Annotated in this window: 17 protein-coding genes; 1 reads left to right on the top strand and 16 read right to left on the bottom strand. The window is 40.2% G+C overall.

Going from position 1 to position 17,241, the window contains the following annotated elements:
* Window positions 1-20: 20 nt before the first annotated feature.
* The 7 genes from ftsW to VMY36_00560 are packed head-to-tail and all read right to left on the bottom strand — an operon-like array spanning window position 21 to window position 7,240.
* Entirely contained in the window at window positions 21-1,133 is a 1,113-nt protein-coding gene (gene ftsW / locus VMY36_00590) for a putative lipid II flippase FtsW (protein HUV42394.1), read from the bottom strand.
* A 9-nt stretch (window positions 1,134-1,142) separates the two neighbouring features.
* Window positions 1,143-2,180, bottom strand: coding sequence for a phospho-N-acetylmuramoyl-pentapeptide-transferase (locus VMY36_00585; GenBank protein ID HUV42393.1), 1,038 nt, complete (start codon window positions 2,178-2,180; stop codon window positions 1,143-1,145).
* A 1-nt stretch (window position 2,181) separates the two neighbouring features.
* Entirely contained in the window at window positions 2,182-2,565 is a 384-nt protein-coding gene (locus VMY36_00580) for a hypothetical protein (GenBank protein ID HUV42392.1), read from the bottom strand.
* Window positions 2,566-2,609: 44 nt separating this feature from the next.
* Window positions 2,610-3,629 carry a peptidoglycan bridge formation glycyltransferase FemA/FemB family protein gene (locus VMY36_00575; protein HUV42391.1) on the bottom strand — a complete coding sequence of 340 codons (1,020 nt, stop codon included), beginning with the start codon at window positions 3,627-3,629 and terminating at the stop codon, window positions 2,610-2,612.
* Complete coding sequence (locus VMY36_00570) at window positions 3,622-4,866, bottom strand: DegT/DnrJ/EryC1/StrS aminotransferase family protein (GenBank protein HUV42390.1); 1,245 nt, start codon at window positions 4,864-4,866, stop codon at window positions 3,622-3,624. The genes VMY36_00575 and VMY36_00570 overlap by 8 nt, the downstream gene beginning before the upstream one ends.
* A complete protein-coding gene (gene murF / locus VMY36_00565; protein HUV42389.1) occupies window positions 4,863-6,491 on the bottom strand; it encodes a UDP-N-acetylmuramoyl-tripeptide--D-alanyl-D-alanine ligase in 1,629 nt (542 codons plus the stop codon). Before murF ends, VMY36_00570 begins: the two co-directional genes overlap by 4 nt.
* Complete coding sequence (locus VMY36_00560; protein HUV42388.1) at window positions 6,473-7,240, bottom strand: alpha/beta hydrolase; 768 nt, start codon at window positions 7,238-7,240, stop codon at window positions 6,473-6,475. The genes murF and VMY36_00560 overlap by 19 nt, the downstream gene beginning before the upstream one ends.
* 100 nt (window positions 7,241-7,340) lie before the next feature.
* Between VMY36_00560 and VMY36_00555 the strand changes: the two genes are divergently transcribed.
* Complete coding sequence (locus VMY36_00555) at window positions 7,341-8,180, top strand: M15 family metallopeptidase (protein ID HUV42387.1); 840 nt, start codon at window positions 7,341-7,343, stop codon at window positions 8,178-8,180.
* Window positions 8,181-8,194: 14 nt separating this feature from the next.
* Here VMY36_00555 and VMY36_00550 read toward each other — a convergent pair whose 3' ends face one another.
* The 9 genes from VMY36_00550 to VMY36_00510 all read right to left on the bottom strand — a co-directional run bounded on the left by VMY36_00550 (window position 8,195) and on the right by VMY36_00510 (window position 17,237).
* Window positions 8,195-9,931, bottom strand: a complete 1,737-nt coding sequence (locus VMY36_00550) for a penicillin-binding protein 2 (GenBank protein ID HUV42386.1) — start codon at window positions 9,929-9,931, stop codon at window positions 8,195-8,197.
* A 1-nt stretch (window position 9,932) separates the two neighbouring features.
* Complete coding sequence (locus VMY36_00545) at window positions 9,933-10,214, bottom strand: hypothetical protein (protein HUV42385.1); 282 nt, start codon at window positions 10,212-10,214, stop codon at window positions 9,933-9,935.
* Window positions 10,201-11,121, bottom strand: coding sequence for a 16S rRNA (cytosine(1402)-N(4))-methyltransferase RsmH (rsmH, locus tag VMY36_00540; GenBank protein ID HUV42384.1), 921 nt, complete (start codon window positions 11,119-11,121; stop codon window positions 10,201-10,203). Before rsmH ends, VMY36_00545 begins: the two co-directional genes overlap by 14 nt.
* A gap of 89 nt (window positions 11,122-11,210) precedes the next feature.
* Entirely contained in the window at window positions 11,211-11,609 is a 399-nt protein-coding gene (gene mraZ, locus VMY36_00535) for a division/cell wall cluster transcriptional repressor MraZ (protein HUV42383.1), read from the bottom strand.
* 122 nt (window positions 11,610-11,731) lie between these two features.
* Entirely contained in the window at window positions 11,732-12,514 is a 783-nt protein-coding gene (locus VMY36_00530) for a hypothetical protein (GenBank protein ID HUV42382.1), read from the bottom strand.
* Window positions 12,515-12,654: 140 nt separating this feature from the next.
* Complete coding sequence (locus VMY36_00525; GenBank protein ID HUV42381.1) at window positions 12,655-13,980, bottom strand: glycine--tRNA ligase; 1,326 nt, start codon at window positions 13,978-13,980, stop codon at window positions 12,655-12,657.
* Between the two features lie 46 nt (window positions 13,981-14,026).
* The gene (gene recO, locus VMY36_00520) at window positions 14,027-14,572 is read right to left on the bottom strand and encodes a DNA repair protein RecO (GenBank protein ID HUV42380.1); all 546 of its coding nucleotides are present in this window, start codon (window positions 14,570-14,572) and stop codon (window positions 14,027-14,029) included.
* Between the two features lie 2 nt (window positions 14,573-14,574).
* On the bottom strand, window positions 14,575-16,602 hold the full coding sequence (locus tag VMY36_00515) for a DUF4012 domain-containing protein (protein ID HUV42379.1): 2,028 nt from the start codon (window positions 16,600-16,602) through the stop codon (window positions 14,575-14,577).
* A complete protein-coding gene (locus VMY36_00510; GenBank protein ID HUV42378.1) occupies window positions 16,599-17,237 on the bottom strand; it encodes a sugar transferase in 639 nt (212 codons plus the stop codon). Before VMY36_00510 ends, VMY36_00515 begins: the two co-directional genes overlap by 4 nt.
* Window positions 17,238-17,241: the final 4 nt, after the last annotated feature.

The raw sequence follows: 17,241 nt of genomic DNA, 5'->3' as shown, positions 1-17,241 counted from the left end.
TTTATTTATTAAAAACAAATTTATTTCTCGACCACTTTTTGCTTAGAAATATTTACTAAAATCCCGCTGGCCGTCATAATTAGAATCAGCGAGGAACCCCCATAGGAAATGAAAGGCAGAGGGACGCCGGTCAGAGGAACAAGAGCGACAATGGCTGAGAGATTGATTAAGGTTTGAAAACCAATCCAGGAAATAATACCGGTGGCCAAAAGAGTACCAAATTTATCCGGGGCTTCCTTGGCAATTTTGAATCCCCGCCAAATTAGAAGCAGAAAGACAAAAATAATTACTAAGGCGCCGATGAAACCAATTTCTTCAGCCATAATCGCAAAAATCGAATCGGTGGCCGCCGCCGGCAGATATTCATATTTCTGGCGTGACTGACCAAGGCCTAAACCAAATAAGCCACCTGAACCAAGGGCTAAAAGAATTTGGCGAATATGGTAGGAAGCCCCTAGCGGATCGCGGCTAGGATCAAGAAAAGTTAAAACCCGTTCTTTTCGATAAGGAGAAGAAAAAATTAAACCCAAACCTGATAAGAAACCTAAGATGCCTAAAAGACCTAACCAGAGAAGGGGTGCTCCAGAAGCAAAGTAAACCACCAAGCCAGTGGCGGCAATAATCACGGCCGTCCCCAAATCAGGTTCAAGAATCACTAAACCAATTAAAAGAGTTAAAAGAATTAAAAAAGGCCAAGGACTTTTCTTCTGACTCATAAAGGCCGCCAGATAAAAGACAAAAGCTAATTTGGCAAGCTCAGCTGGTTGGAAGCGAAAAGCCCCGATCGCCAACCATCTTTGGGCGCCCATAATCTTTGTCCCTAAACCCGGAACTAAAACCAATCCTAGGCTAATTAAACTAACAATCAATAAGGGAACGGCCAAAGATTTTAACCTTCGGTAATTAAAAAAGCTGGCCAAGATAAAACCGATTAAACCTAGGCCTGCCCATTGGAGCTGAAGTTTGAAGTAGTAGAGCTTGTCGCCAAAATCACGATAGGCTTCAACCACGGAAGCATTGGCAATCATAATCAAGCCAAAAACTGTCAAGCCTAAAACTAAAAGAATTAGAAGCCAGTCTGCTTTTTGATGAGATAATTTTAGGGAAATTTTGTTTTGTTTAAGCCTTCTCATGTCAAAAAACTAGATGATGGCCAGCCAGATACCAATAATGGCTAGCATTAGACCAGCTAACCAAGCCCTGGATACGATTTTCGGTTCCTCCCAACCTCGAGCCTGAAGCCAAAGATGAAAAGGAGCAATTTTAAAAACGCGGCGTTTAAAAACCCGCAGGGAAATAATTTGGATTAAGCTTGAGGCTGCTTCACCAACAAAGAAACCACCAATAAACACCAAGGCAAAAATTTTACCAATTAGAAGACCAACTACGGCTAAAGTAGCCCCAAATGAAAGTGCTCCGCTGTCGCCTAGCCAGATTCTGGCTGGATAAATATTAAAATAAAGAAAAGCAATTAAAGCACCAATCCAAAGAGAAAGGAAAACCGATAGGGTCGTGTCTAAAACAGCGGTTGAAAGAATCCAGAAGGCAAAAAGACAAATCATTAATAAACCAGCAGCTAAGCCATCAAGACCATCAGTAATATTATAGGCATTAACAAAAGAAATGATGACTAAAGCCGCGAAGGGAATGTACCACCAGCCAAGATAAAAAACAATATGAGTCAAAGGGATGTGAATAATGTCTATTCTGAGGTTAAAATAAAGCATTGAGGCAATTATCAAAGCCAGAGTTAATTGAATGAAAAATTTAACATAACGACTTAAACCAAAACTCCGACCAATTACTCCTTTTCTCGCCTTACCAAAAAATTTAACAAAATCATCGTAAAAACCTAATAAACCAAAAGAAATAAAGCTAAAAAAAATAATATTGAGTTCATCTCTTAAGGTATGAACCGCGGTAACATAAACACCCAGATATCTAAGAAGAGGAAAAAGAATCGCGTACAACAAGCTAACCAAACCGATAATCAACAAACCGCCGCCTACGGGTGTCCCTGCTTTCCAATCATGCATTTTATCGAATAAGGGCACTTTGCCGTTTTTAGGCGCTTCAACTTTCCGAGTAAATTTAAGCCGATATAAAAAACCAATAAAAGGAACAATCACAATACTCGTCACCACAAAAGAAAAAATCAAGAGACCAAGAAATAAAGCCATTTTACTTTTTTAACCAATCTTTATTAGGTAAAAATTTAGGTTTTTCTGGATCAGAAATATCACAAGCAAAAGAGGGATAGACTTCTCCAGCGTCTCTCAAGGCATGAACATCTGAAAGAGTTTCTGTATAAACACCAACATTAACGTAATCCTTCTTGACACCATCAACGGTAATGGCAATCGGCCCCGTGCTTGGACAAAGTTTTAACATCCTTTTGGCGACCATCTCGCCTACTTTCAACCTATCATCATTTCTTAAGGAGTTGATCGGTCTTTGGCCCGGCACTCTAACATCCGCACAAATCTTATATCTGCCAGGTAAGGAATTAGCCTCTGGCGGAAGGAGTCTAACCGCAATTCTTTCTCTAAAACGAACATTTTCCATTTTGAACCTAATTAGATTATAACACTAAGACAGAATATCTTTTGCTAAAGTCTTCTTATTTTTCGACGAATTGTTTCAAATGAATAAGTCACTCGATATAAAGGTGACAAAGGAAAATCTTGAGCATGAAGATAATCAACCCGCTCGCCGCCAAAGCCTTTTTTAAAGATGGTGACGCCAGCAAAGCGATGTTTCGGATCATCGGTGGGGGCAATCCCCCAAAAATTATAGAGTCGACAACCTCTTTTTTTCGCCTCCTTAATAGCCTCCCATTGAAGCAAGTAGGAAGAAGGTATTTTGGGATATTGAGAGGAAGTTCCAGCGTAGTGATAAACCGCCATATCCCCATAGAAAATAATCATGGCAATTGAGAGAATTTGTTTTTTATATTCCGCCAAAAAGAGAGCTGTTTGTTCGTCTTTGATAAAGGCTTGAAACTGTTTTCTTAAAAACTCTTTTGGAAAGGGAATAAATTTGTGTCGCTTGACGGCTTCCATTTGCAATCGATCGAGGGTTTCAATCTCTTTTAGGTCTTTAGTCTGAAAAACCTTCACTCCATCTTTAACGGCCCGGCGGACATAGTAGCGGGTGTTTTTTCGCATCCCCGCCAAAAGCTCCTCTTCCGAAGGACTAAGATCTAATTGCCAAGTGGTTTCAGCGTGCATATGCATCGGTGCATCCTGAAAACCCAATTTTTTAAAGATTGTCCTATTTTTTTCATTATCAAGGATTGAAGGTCTTACCCTCAAGAAAACGACTTTTTCTTGCCGACCCAACTCTATCATTTGATTTAGAATTTGTTTAAAATTATCTTCCTGCCAATCGGCCAATAATGGCCCACCCGGACAGGCTAAATAAGTTCCTCTCTTCGCTTCTTCCTTGACTAATAAAGCCGTTCCGGTGATTACCTGATTTTTTAAAAGCCCCAAATGAAAAACCTTATTGCCTAAAGACTGGTGAAATTCACCCCAATTCCAAGACTGAAGAAAAATATTAGGTGATTGACTCAGAGCAAATCTTTCCCAATCTTCTTTATTATTGATTTCCTTAATGATTTTAGACATTTTTCTTTAAAAAGGCTTTGACTAAATTAATAACCCGACGCGCTTCTTTTTCTCCCATCCGGGGATAGGTAGGCAGGTTAACTACTTGAGAAGCGATTTCTTCAGCCACAGGGCAACTACCCCAAGAGTAGCCCGCTTTTTCGAAATTAACTCCTTGAGGATCAACAATATTTTGATACCAATCACCTAAAAGAATTCCTTTTTTCTTAGCCTCATTAATCATTGCTTTTGCCTGCTTACTAAGAATAGTATAACGCATGAAGATTTCTCCAGAAACTGGTTTTAAGGTTTTAATCCCTTTTAATTCCTGGCGATAAATCTCTCCGATCTCCTTTCTTTTTTGATTAAATTTAGCTAATCTGTGAAACTGGGATAAAGCCAGAGTCGCTTGGGCATTAGCTAATTTACGAGGATAATTTCTTGGTTGACGACTCATCTTTTCTTCCCCACTGACGGCTCGAGAGAGCAAATTAAGCTTCTGGAAAACGACGAGCAATAACTTACCTAAACTAAATAAATTATAGAGAGGAAGAATTATCTCAAAGGCAAGAGGGTGAAAAAGCTGTTGACCCACCCAAAATCGAGAAGGAAAACTCAGACTTTTTTGAATCTCTAAGAGCTTTTTTCCAATTCGATCATTATTGGTAATGGCCATTCCGCCAAAAACTGAAGAAATGATTTTATCTCTGCCAAAGCTGAAAAAAGCAGCTTCACCATCGGTCCCTAATTTTTTATTTTTATATTTGGCTCCTAAAGAATGAGCACAATCTTCGATTAATAAGAGTTTCTTATCTTTGGCAATCTTCTTGATCTCGTCCATTTTGGCTGGCTTACCAAAAGTATGCTGAACAACGACGATTTTAGATTTAGAGGTGATTTTCTTTTTCAAATCCCTGGGGCTCATATTAAGAGTATCTTTTTCAAAATCGACATAAATCGGTTTTGCTTTTAACCAAAGAATCGGATTAGGAACAACAACACAAGTAAAAGCCTGAATCAAAACTTCATCATTCTTTTTTAAGTCCATTGCCTTTAAAAGGGCATATTCTGCCGAACGACCACTGTTAAAACTAACAGCGTATTTCACCTTAAAATAGTCCTTAAATGACGATTCTAGTTCTTTTATCTTTTCACCTTTTAGCCACTGTCCGGGAGAAAACAGCATCTTAGCGGCAAGGGAAATGTCTTGTTTTTCTGTATTTGGCGAAAGGGAAATAGCGATTGGTTTCTTGATCATTGTTTTAGAGCCTGGATTAGATTAACTGGCAATCGACCCTCAAGTAAGACAGTAATCTTTGGCGATTCTTTGGCCAGAATCTCTTTAATTTTCTTAGGATTGTTCTCGACAATCAGCCTTGTTTTGCCTCTACCCATTCCTTTTTGGAAATCATCTAAGAAATTATCATTAGTTAAAATAACTAAATCAACTTTTCCCCTTAAGGCTTGGCCGATTTCCTGATGAATCCGAGGACTGGCCGAGCCAAGTTCGATGATGCCGGGAGTGATCACTACCTTAGTTTGAGATTCAACCTTTTCTAAGATTTTTATGGCAGCCAAAAATCCATTAGGATTACTACTAAAGGTATCATCAATCAGCGTCATCTTCTTGATTCCTTGGATACTTTTCATTGCCCGATCATTAGACTGAAGTTGACTAACTGCTTCTTTAATCTGAATATCTGTTAAACCTAATTCTTTGGCAACCGCGATGGCTCCAAGAAAATTATCGAAATTAGATTCCCCTTTGAGACTGGTTTTTAAACTTAAGTACTTACCATCACTATTTATTTTAAAGGCTGTTCCCTCTTGTTTTTCGCTGATTGAATCAAGCCAAATGACGTTGGTAAAACCAGGCAATTTTCTTGGCTTGCCTCTTTTATATAAAATCGTCTTAAAACTTTTTGAGGCTTTTTTTGCCATCTCAAGACAATAGCGATTATTGCCGTTCAAAATCGCAATACCGTCTTTGGGAAGGTTTCCGATTATCTCATATTTTGCCTCAATCAAATTCTTCAAGCTGCCAAAAAGGGCTAAATGCTGTTCATTAATACCAGTAATAACCGCAATCTGAGGCTGAACCAGTTGACAAAGATCAGTAATTTCTCCTTTTTTATAAGCGCCCATTTCAACAACAAAAATCTCAATGTCTTGGTTTATTTTCTCTATAATATTTTGGCTGATACCAATTTTGGTATTATTGGTTCCTTCAGTTTTGGCAACTTTATATTTTTTTGCCAAAATCTGAGCAATAAAATCTTTGGTACTGGTTTTTCCGTAACTGCCGGTAACACCAACTATTTTCAGATTAGGCAGCTGTTCTAGCTTCTCTTTGGCTATTTTGACCTTTCTTTTTTGGGCAAGAGAAACAGGTAATTTTGTTAAAAAGACTTGGAATAAAATCGCTATTGGCATCAATCTTTCAAAAAGCAATAAACAAAAAGCAAAAGTCCAGAGGTTAAGCTGAGAAACAAACAGCCAAATGGCGAGGCTAATTAAAAAAAGACTGCTTGAAACTATCTCTATTGTTCTTAAAGTGAACTGCGGACGGACTATCTGACGAATCAGGATTCTTCTTAAAAAATCAAGAGCCTCTATTAAAAAGATAAGGGCCACAAGGAAAGGAAACCAATTCCTTAACTCTATTGGCATAATGAAAAAGACAATCAGAAGAAGCCACTTAATAAGAAAAAGCGGTGAGAAAAACATTCTTCGGCTTGTTTTTAATTTAAGATGAGGAGTTAGCCTATCAAAGCGATATTCTTTGAGTTGCCAAAGATAGGTATGAAACAAAGTATTTTTCAAAAGAGATATTAACCAAAGGCCTAAAATTATGGTTTTAGTAATCATTGCCCTTCCTTCCATTTAGTAATTTTTTTAGCTAGTAATCTCGGTTCTTCATAAGGCAATTTATGGCCTAAACCCGGAAAACTAATTAATTGCGAATTTTTTATCCGAGAATTAATTAGTTGGGCGTCAGCAAATTTTGTTTCTTTGTCTTTCAAACCCCAACAAATCAAAGTAGGAAGTTTTATTTTAGAGAGTAATGGTTTTAAATCTTCAGCGATGACTAACCTAAAAGTTTGTTTCATCACTCCTTTGGTTTTTTCGTAATCGTGTTCTCTGGCTAATTTGTAAACTAGACGGCGATAAGAATGACTTTTGGGCAAAATTACCTTACCTATTTTGGCTATCACTAAGAAAAAGGTTCTCTTGAAAAAATTTGCCCGAGAGAGACCGGCACTACCACAAAGAATGATGCCTTTAATTTTCTGAGGGTAAAGACTAGCTATTTTTATGGCCAGTCTGCCACCAAAGGAATGACCAAAAAGATAGATGTTTTGTTTTCCATCTAAGGCAGCAATTATTTCTAAAACAAACTGAGCATATTCATTTACTCCCCAAGGTTTGGATGGTGGTTTGGTTTTGCCAAAGCCTGGTAAATCAGGAATTAAAATCTGCCAATTCTGTTTTTCTAAGGCCTTACCTAAAGGCAATAATTTCTCTTTTGAAGCTCCCCAGCCATGAAGTAAAACAATTAAATCCTCGCCTTTGGTTGATTGATAATAACTAAGATTAATCTTGGCTATTAGTTTTTTCTTCTGAATAATCATTCTCCTCCCCAAGGTTATTAAAACCAAATTATTGCCTTTATTTTACATGATTAGCTGGATAAAGAGAAGTTACTTTCATGCCTGTGTTATAATTCTCCTGATGCAAAAAGAATTAGAAAAATTGATGTCAGCCCTTGATCAGCGACGAGTCCAACTAGTGGTGCCTATTCATGAAGGCGATGTTTTGAGAAAAAGAAAATCAATCGCCGGTTGGAAAACGGTTGAGATCCAAGAATCCAACGAAGATTTAACCAATTTAGCAAGAGAGAAACGCCTTAGGCCATTTATTAGATTCGCTCCTCAATATTATCGTCAGGAAATTCCTGGAAGCGTTGAAACAATGTGGGTAAGAACGGGTGTTGCCCAGGCCCTCTATCGAGCCGCCCTTCTTTTACCAACAGGTTGTCAGTTTGAAATCTGGGATGCTTGGCGACCGGCACCTGTTCAAAAAAGGCTTTTTGATCAATATCTTGAAGTTTTGAGAAAAAAGATGAAGGGATTAACCGAAGCAGAATTAAGAGAGGAGACACAAAAATATGTTTCGCTGCCTTCAGATGATCCGACAAAACCTTCCCCTCACAGCACCGGCGGGGCAATTGATTTAACGATCGTTGGCCCGGATGGAAAGACACTTAACATGGGAGTCCCCTTTGATTATTTTGGTTCAGAAGCAAGAACAACTTTTTATGAAGAAAAATTAAGAGAGGGTGATACTGCCTTTTCAGAAGAGGAAAAAGAAATATTAGCCAACCGTCGGCTTCTTTATTCTGTTATGATAACAGCTGGTTTCACTAATTATGAAGAGGAACATTGGCATTATGACTTTGGTGATCAATTCTGGGGAAGAATTAAAGAACAACCAGCCATTTATGGAAAAGCAATGCCTCTAAAAATCTGTCTTAACGATGAACCTTGTACAGCTGGAGCACACCTTAATTAATTTCTTTAATTTCTCTATCCTGGAAGAACCCCATAATAGCTAAATAACTCTTGGGCAATCTTAAACCAAAGCGGGGCGGCCGTTTCTGAACCCCAAGGTGAAGATTGAGGTTCTCTTAAAGTCACCAGCATCACAAATCTAGGTTCATCGGCTGGGGCAAAACCGATAAAAGAAGCAATCGTTTTTTCCTGATCATAATGGCCAGCCACCGGAATCTGGGCGGTCCCGGTTTTGCCGGCAATTCGGTAACCCACTGGCTTGGCCCATTTGGCTTCACCGTTATCAACGGCATTAACCATCATCTCGGTCATTACTTTGGCTGTCGCCGAACTAATGACTTCACTTTGAATTTGGGGTTCAATCTTAATTTTTTTATCTTCACCAACAATTTCTTTAACCAGATAAGGACGAAATAACTTGCCATCATTGGCAATCACCGCCCCAATTCTGGCCATCTGAATGGGCGTCAAGGCAATTCCCTGGCCAAAGGAAGCGGTGGCCAAATCAATGAAACTCCAGTCTTTTTTCGGCCTTAAGTTTGGCGTTAATTCATCCTCGAGATCGATGCCGGTTTTTTGACCTAAGCCAAATTTAGCAAGATATTCCGTAAATTTATCAATCCCTAATTTTTCACCAACAAAAACCATGCCGATGTTATCTGAATATTTAATGACATCAACCATGGTGCAGTCAGGATGATATTCCTCATTCCAAGTTTTAATCACGTATTCACCAATTACCCGAGGGCCAGCACATTGGTCACATTTGGTCTCAGGTTTAACCACGCCCTCGTTAAGAGCCGCGGCCATCACCGCAATTTTAAAAGTAGAACCTGGTTCATAGGAAAAAGCGACGGTCGGATTGGGAAAAAGTTCTTTATCATATTGCCCATATTTATCTGGATCATAACCTGGATAAGCGGCCATCGCCAGAATCGCCCCGGTTGGTTCCATGACAATCACCGAACCTGATTTGGCGCCATAATGTTCGATTCCCTTGGCCAGTTCGGTTTCGACAATGTATTGGACACTCCGGTCAATGGTCGTCAGCAAATCCCGGCCATGGTATTGTTCCTCATCTTTGGCCTCTCCCATCAAGATCGGCCGACCGGCAGCATCTTTTTCCCGATGAACAATCCCCGATCTACCCCTAACTTCAAGATCGTAATAACCTTCCAAGCCAAAATAGCCCTTATCGCGGCCATTAATGTCCTGACCGACAAAGCCCAGAAGATGAGCTGAACTTGAACCTTCGGGATAACTCCTTTTCTGCTCGGTTTCAAAACCAATCCCTTTGAGCAGCAAGGCTTCGACTTCGCCCTTAACCTCTCGACTCGCTTTATGTTTCAGGGGCACCCAACTCAAATCAGTCCGACCCAATCTTTCCTTAATCAATTGTTCCATCTCTAACAAAGATTTTTCTCTATCTAATTCACCGCCTGGGGTGGCTGCTTCTTCCTCAAACAAAATCGGGGCCAATTGACTGGCAATTTCGGCTGGGCTTTTATCCAAATCAGCCAGAGAAGCAAAAACGAGATAAGACTCTTGGGTGGTGGCCAGAGGAAAACCATCACTGGCTAAGATTTGACCCCGCTTGGCCGGGATTTCAAAAGAAACCTGATATTGACCTTCAGCCGCGGCCGCTAAGTCATCACCAGCCACTATCTGCCAGTAATAAAGACGAAAGATAATCAAAAGACCGAAGGCTAGAAAGCAACCAAGAAGAAAGTTTATTCGGGCTTTACCCTCCATTTTAGTAATTCATTGCCACTGGCAATTCTGGGGTGAGATGGAGCAAATGAGAATTGTGGACAAAACCAAGTTTTTCGGCTTTTTGGGCTACTTCTCTTAAAGAACCTAATTGGGTAATTTCTTGTCTTAAGATCTCGTTCTTATCTTCTAACCTGGCGGCATTAAGTTCAAATTCTTTAACCATTTCCCCATCAGTCGCCAAGCGATGAGTCAGAAGCAACTGACCTAAGGCTAAGGCAATGACAAGGATGATAATCAAAGCAGGTAGGTTAATTTTTCTCATTTATATTTTTATTTTTTTCAGCCACTCTTAGTTTGGCGCTCCGACTCCGAGGATTTTCCTTAATCTCCTCAAGAGTTGGTCTAATTGGTTTCTTGGTAATAATTCTTAATTGACTAGTACTTTCTTTATCTTTAAAGAACTGTTTAACGATTCTGTCTTCGCCTGAATGAAAACTGATTATCGCCAGCCTGCCTTTTGGTTTTAAAAGATCTTGAGCTTGAGGCAAAGCCTCTTTCAAATTATTTAGTTCGTCATTAACCACGATTCTCAAAGCCTGAAAAACTCGGGTGGCTGGATGGATTTTCATTTTTCGCTTGGCTTTACCTGGCAAAGCCTTTTCAATCACCGCCACCAGCTCGCCGGTTGTCCTAATCGGCCTTAACCGACGGGACTGACAAATAGCCTCAGCAAAGCGTCGAGAATAGTGTTCCTGACTAAATTTCGAAAAAATTTCATTTAATTCTCCTTTATTCAAACCATTAATCAGATCAGCCGCTGTCACTCCTAGCCGCGGGTCCATTCTCATATCTAAGGGTCCGTTGTCTCGAAACGAAAAGCCGCGTTCTTCTGTTTCTAGCTGGTAACTAGAAACACCTAAATCAAAGAGGATACCGGCAACCTCCGAGAAACCCTCTTTTTTAGCGATCTCTTTAAGATCCTTGAAATTTCCCGAAACCAGCCGCCAGAAGTAGTGTTTACCTGGAGGGCAGGCTGAAGCCAGGTAAACCCTGGCGGCTTTAACTGCTTCGGGATCACAATCAATCGCTAAAATTTTTCCACCTAATTTTAAAATTGCTTGGGTATGCCCACCGCCACCGGCGGTAGCATCAAGATACTTCTCCCCTTCTTTAACTTCTAAATATTCAAGAACTTTTTTTAAAAGAACCGGTTTATGAAACCTTGCCATTCGTCTGGGCTTTCTTCTTGGTCTCTGAATGATTATTCTGATAATATCTTTGGATCGACCTATCCAATTTTTTTCTCATTTGATTACCATTAAGACGAACCATAATTTTCCTCCTTATAGTTTTTCCAAGTTAATGAGTCCCAAATTTCAAAGTGATCACCGGCACCAATCACCATTGCTTCATTTTTGATCTTGGCATAGCTTAATAAATTTTTAGGTACCACGACTCTTCCTTGCTGATCAATTTCAATCAAAATGGCGCCTGAAAAGAGCTGGCGTCTAATCTTTCTTGCCTCTATTTCGGAAACTGGCTTGGCTAGTTCTGCCTTTGAAATCTCTTCCCAGGTCGATTTCTGATAGCCTAAAACGCAAGCTTCAAAACCTCTCGCCAAAACAATTTCACTGGTTTCGATTTCATTTCTAATCTTGCTTGGCAAAGCTAAGCGATTGCCTTTGGTTAAATTGTGTTTGTATTCTCCTAAAAACATAGACCTGCCCCTGTTTTATCCATTTGTCACCAATTTATTCCATTTTGGTCTATTTCGATACTATTTGTCAACCAGAAAAAAACCCGAAGCTTCACGCCCAAAATTGAAAGATACGAGAAGATCTATTCAGCCATAACAATAAAAGTGGCCAAAGAATCAATTTCTCCAGAAATGGTTTTGTCTTTGACCTCTGCTTCTGTTTCCTGCCATTCTGTCCCTGTCCAGGCAGATAATTTGGCACCAGTTACTTCATCAGGTAGTTTAAGACTCACCTCTCCATTCTTAACCGTTTCCGTACCTGAAGTAAAAACACTATAAGGACCCACCAAAATTTCACCTTCAAATTCACCAGGCAAACCAATGGTCATCATCGTCACGTAGAAATCATTTTGCGATAAAGTTCCGGTTAAAGAAAACTTTTCATCAATCGAAGTTAATTCATCATCACCTTGTTGGAGATGGAAATCAGTCACCAGTTTTCTTGTTCCCGGACCGCCTCTTAATCTGATGGTTAAGGTTCCTTGGGTCACTCCCTCATCATATTTATATCTTCCGCTTGATTCCGAACCTAAAAGAATTTTCTTGGAATAAGTAGTTTCACCTTTAAGACTGACGGTGTTAATACTGCCTTGAGTGGCCCCACTTTCGGTGTTGTAAAGGAGTTCGTATTCCAGACTGTCAGCGTCTTTAATCCGAGAAACATCAATCGTCAACCAATGACCGTCATCGGTTGGAGTCAGAATCACAAAAGGTCGTTCTGCGAGAGTGGTTTCAATCAGCGTCCCTTCTGGTTCTTTGGTTGGCGTTGGTTCTTTGGCTTGGCGACTCCGCCAAAACCAAAAACCGCCAACGATTATTAAGATAAGAATAATGACCCCGCCAATAATCAAATAATTCTTTTTCATTTTCTTAATCTATCTTGAAATAAATTGATTAATTTGTCAACCCATTATTTATATCCTTAGAGAAATGTGCAAAGTCTTAGATTTTGATTTTAGTAGAATATCGAAAAATGTCGTCAAAACTGATAGAGAAATAGCTGAAATTATTTGACCAACTTACCAAACTTCAAAAACTCTTCGCCTTCAAGTATTTTTTGAATTGTCTTTTTTAAATCAGAGATTTTTACTCTTATTTGTTTCATCGTCTCTCTGTTTCTTAAAGTTACTGTCTGATCTTCAAGTGTTTGAAAATCTACTGTACATCCAAGGAACGTCCCTATTTCATCTTGGGAATAATAGCGCTTACCGATATTGCCACGATCATCCCAGGTGGTAGCAAAATCAGGTTGAAGTAACATGTAAACCTTCTTCGCTTCTTTCACCAAATCTGGCTTATTAGCTAAAAGGGGAAAAACCGCTACTTTATAGGGAGAAAGATGAGGATTGAGAGATAAAAGTACTCGAACACCTTGTTTATCCTTTTCTTCATGATAAGCGTCAATCAAAGCGACTAAAAGGGCTCGTTCGACACCAAAAGAAGGTTCGACCACCTGAGGATAAAATTTCTTGTTAGTTTTCTGGTCCTGATAAGTCAAATCAACCCCACTGGCTTCAGCGTGTTGCTTAAGATCAAAATCGGTTCGGTAAGCCAAACCAAAAAGCTCTTTAAAACCAAAAGGAAATTTGTATTCTAAGTCTTCGGTTCGTTCTGAATAATGAGAAAGTTCATCTTTGCCGTGGGGCCGCCAACGAAGATTCTTTTTGGCGACGCCCAAGTCAGTCATCCATTTTTCCATTAATTTTTTCCATTCTTCAAAAGATTTTTCCCAGTCTTTTTTGAGAACAAAATATTCAATTTCCATTTGTTCAAACTCCAAACTCCTGAAAATGAAATTACCTAAAGTAATCTCGTTTCTAAAAGCTTTGCCAATCTGACCAATCCCAAAAGGTAACTGGGGATGAAAAGAATCAATAATGTTTTTGAAATTAACGAAAATCGCTTGGGCGGTTTCGGGTCGAAGATAAGCCAACATCGCTTCTTTTTCCACCGGACCAATAAAAGTCTTGAACATCGGGACAAATTTTTTAGGTTTGGTTAATTCACCGCCGCAATCAGGGCATTTGGTTGCTTCTTTAAGAGAATCAGTCCGAAAACGGCAATGGCAACTCTTGCATTCAACCAGAACATCAATAAAACCAGTGGTATGGCCTGAAGTTTCCCAGATCTTCGGGTTAAGGAGAATCCCACCATCAAGACCAAAAAGATCTTCTCTTTTTTGAATAAAAGTCTGCCACCAATTGTTTTTGAGATTGTTTTTTAATTCTACTCCCAAAGGTCCGTAGTCCCAGGTATTAGCTAAACCACCATAGATTTCTGAACCGGGATAGATAAAACCCCTTCTTTTACAAAGACTAACAATTTTATTCATTAAGTCGGCCATCTATCGTCAATATAGCTTATTTTCAGCCAGGAAGTCAATCAATTTCCTTGGCAATCTCTTGACTGTTGATCTTTTTCTCGGTAATCGTTTCAATGTAATCCTTAAGGCTGCCAGGCTCTTGCTTGAGCTCCTGGGGAACACCAAAGCCCAGCTCTCTCAAAAGGGCTTCTTCAAAGCTCCTGGTCAGCTCTGGCAGGTTAGCCGTGCCTAGTTGGTTGAGATAATAACTCAGAAGCTGGAAAACGGCTTGACTAGCCTGTTCATCCGGTGTTAATTTATCGACCAATTCGACAAAGTAATAGGCCAGAGCGACTTTTTTAAGATCCCTTCGCCAGACTTTAAAAGATTTCGTGACCTGGGCTTCGGTCAGAAGATCAAAATTCCGGCCTTTGTTAAGAAAAAGAATTGCCTGGTTAAAAAGCTCAACGTTGCCGCTCCGACGGCTGGTCACTCGCCTAACGCCTTTGGCCAAGGCCCTGATCTTGCCGTAATGTTTGGTGTAAATGGTCAGGATTTTATCGGCTTCACCATAATTAATTCGTTTGAGGATAATGCCTTCGGTCTTGTAGGTTCTGCCCATGATTAGCGGCTTAATTGGAGCTGGCGATCAGTGGTCAGTTCGAAAATCTCTTGCTGGCCATTAAGAGTAATCTCGTATTCGGGATTATAGGTGCCGGGCTGTTTTTGGATTAAAAGCTGGTAATCATCACCTTTTTCCAGTTTAAAAGGCAGTTTATATTTAAAGGTCAATCGTTTGGTGCCTTCGGGTCTTAGCGGCGCTTGGTCGCCGTAAAAGGTTTCAAAAACGGTTTTGCCTAAATCATCATAAACCTTGGTTTCAATCTCCGCGCCGGTCGTTTCAATCAATTCACTCCCTTGAGGGACATAAAGTCTAACCCAATCTCGGTAAAGACCATTAAGACAGAGTTCGCCGGCTTCAAGATTACAGTTTGAAGCTGGAGCCGGGTTGCGGTAATCAATGGTGACGGTTTTGGTGACCGTGCCGTCGCCCGCCACCTCAATCTCTTGTCTAACCGCTTGTTTGATAAACATGTTTGATTTGGCCCCGGCAAAATTACAGTCATTAAGATGGAAATAATCTTTGTCGGTTTCCTTGATTCTACCCGCGGCATTTAGAGCTTCCATCGCTTGCTGAAGCTCTTCATCAAAGAAATAGACTAAAAGGTGTTTCTCCTGGATAGCTGACAAAGCGACATTAAAGAATTCCGGCCATTTTTTCCGGGGTGAACCCATGGCGTTGGATAAGATCGAGTGCATCAAAGGACCAATCACGGCCTTTCTTTCGGCTCGCCAGTCACTAATCGGTTTATCAGCCTGTAATTCCAGTTCATAAACGACTTGGGGGCAATCACAACGCTCGTCAATATCAGCCGAGAAATTTCCCCAGCCCGGAACACCGATTTGACCAAGAATCCTTAAAAGATCAGCCAAAACCTTAGTATCAACGGCAATAATGGCGTCAACATCCTTGTCACCGACCTTTTGGTAGTTTTCCCAAAAGGTGGCCATTGACTCAGCAAAATCCGGCGAAAGGTTCATATCCCGAAGATGCCAGTAAAAAACATTCTTATGGTAATCAAGAATCGGTTTCGGGGCCTCGACCCGGTTACCTAATTGAGCATCAAGAGAATAAATATCATGAGAGCTGACCGGGGTTATCTGGCCGTTTTTAACTGACATGATGGCATAGGCCGTCAGAAAACCGCCGGTTGGTCTTAATTCGGCGTCATTTTGGAACAATAAAAGATAGCGTTTTTCTTCAGGGACACCCAAAAGCGGTTTGAGATAACTGATTACTGGTCGAGCTTCCAGAATAATTTCGGCGGCGCCATCGATCGAGCTAATCATCGCTACCACATTGGCCCTGATATTTTTGCCAAAAAGAGTCTGGGGATAACGATTGGCATCAATCTGGTCAATTTCTTCTCTGGCCAATTCCAGTTTACCGCCAATCTCTTCTAAACTTGGCTGGAGTTTATCAACCGTATCCAAAACCAATAACAATCTTTCTTCAATCGTCATCTCCTCCATCGTCTTTTTCTCTTCACCTTCCAAACCTAAGATATCAGCATAAGGTTGAAGGCCTTTAATGCCAACATCAGCGGCTTCGAGGAGATAATGACCGCCTTTGATTAAGCGTTCTCCGTCAAAATAATAACCTCTGACTAAGGGAACAAATTTCAGCCAAACCAGCCAGCGGTAATCCTTGGCTAATTTATCTAAGTCTTGACTGGTCTCTTGAATACCCGTCACTGCCTGATTTAAGTTTTGAGTTTGAGCAGCGGCCGCGGTTTTTTGGGCATTGGCCATTAAAGGGGAAAAATCAGCCTTGATTCGCCAAAGAGGCAAAGCCAGAAAAACAGTTAGAAAAACAATTAAGAAAACCAAAATTCCAATTATCGGAAAAAGGGCTTTACGGGAAAAACGAAGTTTGAATTTAAAACCCAACCGCTTTTTTCCTGTACTCATCTCACCTGTTTTTACTTCTGCTTCTGGTTGAACTGTTTTAGGTTCAACCGTTGCTTTTGCTTCTTTGTCTGATGAAGTGGTGACTTCTAATTCGATTTTTTTGTTTAAAGTATCGTTCATAAAGCTCCTTTGCCGGAAAGCATGGCCCAAGGTGTTTTTAAGATAATGGTTAAGTCTTCTAAAAGAGACTGCCGCTTAACATAAGAAGCGTCCATCTCCACTCGTTTGTCAAAATTAATCTCACTTCTCCCCTGGACTTGCCAGAAACCGGTAATTCCTGGTCTGGCCCCTAATAATTGTTTAACATATTTTTGGCTCTTTGGGTAGACCTTTTGCTGCTGTTTTAATTCATCAGGGTAATAGGCCCGGGGACCGACCAAGCTCATCTCGCCTTTAAAAATATTAAGGATCTGGGGCAGTTCGTCTAAAGAAAAACGCCTGATTAAGCGTCCCACCCGGGTAATCCGGGGATCACCTTTAAGTTTGTAACTATTTCTTTTGTATTGATTATAAAGATTGCGAAACTTGGGGTCAGTCCGGAGTAATTCGTGGGCATCCGTCACCATCGAGCGAAATTTATACATATGGAAAAGTTTACCACTTTTACCTACTCTTCTCGGTGTATCCGCAAAAACCGGCCCCTGTGAATCTAGTTTGATTAAGATGGCAATGAGAATTAGTAACGGAGAAAAGAAAATCAACAAGGCAGTCGCCATGATAAAATCAATTCCTCGTTTGACAAAGTCGTATAACATCTTC

The sequence above is a fragment of the Patescibacteria group bacterium genome, from assembly GCA_035529375.1.
In the GTDB taxonomy this organism is placed as follows: domain Bacteria; phylum Patescibacteriota; class Microgenomatia; order PFEM01; family JAHIFH01; genus DATKWU01.
The sequence above is the reverse complement of the archived record's forward strand: the minus strand, read 5'-3'. Positions and strand labels throughout refer to the sequence as shown.

Bases quoted from the DNA above. Each gene is read 5' to 3' on its own strand.
- ftsW (HUV42394.1), bottom strand. From the start codon at position 1,133: ATGAGAAGGCTTAAACAAAACAAAATTTCCCTAAAATTATCTCATCAA.
- VMY36_00585 (HUV42393.1), bottom strand. From the start codon at position 2,180: ATGGCTTTATTTCTTGGTCTCTTGATTTTTTCTTTTGTGGTGACGAGT.
- VMY36_00580 (HUV42392.1), bottom strand. From the start codon at position 2,565: ATGGAAAATGTTCGTTTTAGAGAAAGAATTGCGGTTAGACTCCTTCCG.
- VMY36_00575 (HUV42391.1), bottom strand. From the start codon at position 3,629: ATGTCTAAAATCATTAAGGAAATCAATAATAAAGAAGATTGGGAAAGA.
- VMY36_00570 (HUV42390.1), bottom strand. From the start codon at position 4,866: ATGATCAAGAAACCAATCGCTATTTCCCTTTCGCCAAATACAGAAAAA.
- murF (HUV42389.1), bottom strand. From the start codon at position 6,491: ATGGAAGGAAGGGCAATGATTACTAAAACCATAATTTTAGGCCTTTGG.
- VMY36_00560 (HUV42388.1), bottom strand. From the start codon at position 7,240: ATGATTATTCAGAAGAAAAAACTAATAGCCAAGATTAATCTTAGTTAT.
- VMY36_00555 (HUV42387.1), top strand. From the start codon at position 7,341: ATGCAAAAAGAATTAGAAAAATTGATGTCAGCCCTTGATCAGCGACGA.
- VMY36_00550 (HUV42386.1), bottom strand. From the start codon at position 9,931: ATGGAGGGTAAAGCCCGAATAAACTTTCTTCTTGGTTGCTTTCTAGCC.
- VMY36_00545 (HUV42385.1), bottom strand. From the start codon at position 10,214: ATGAGAAAAATTAACCTACCTGCTTTGATTATCATCCTTGTCATTGCC.
- rsmH (HUV42384.1), bottom strand. From the start codon at position 11,121: ATGGCAAGGTTTCATAAACCGGTTCTTTTAAAAAAAGTTCTTGAATAT.
- mraZ (HUV42383.1), bottom strand. From the start codon at position 11,609: ATGTTTTTAGGAGAATACAAACACAATTTAACCAAAGGCAATCGCTTA.
- VMY36_00530 (HUV42382.1), bottom strand. From the start codon at position 12,514: ATGAAAAAGAATTATTTGATTATTGGCGGGGTCATTATTCTTATCTTA.
- VMY36_00525 (HUV42381.1), bottom strand. From the start codon at position 13,980: ATGAATAAAATTGTTAGTCTTTGTAAAAGAAGGGGTTTTATCTATCCC.
- recO (HUV42380.1), bottom strand. From the start codon at position 14,572: ATGGGCAGAACCTACAAGACCGAAGGCATTATCCTCAAACGAATTAAT.
- VMY36_00515 (HUV42379.1), bottom strand. From the start codon at position 16,602: ATGAACGATACTTTAAACAAAAAAATCGAATTAGAAGTCACCACTTCA.
- VMY36_00510 (HUV42378.1), bottom strand. From the start codon at position 17,237: ATGTTATACGACTTTGTCAAACGAGGAATTGATTTTATCATGGCGACT.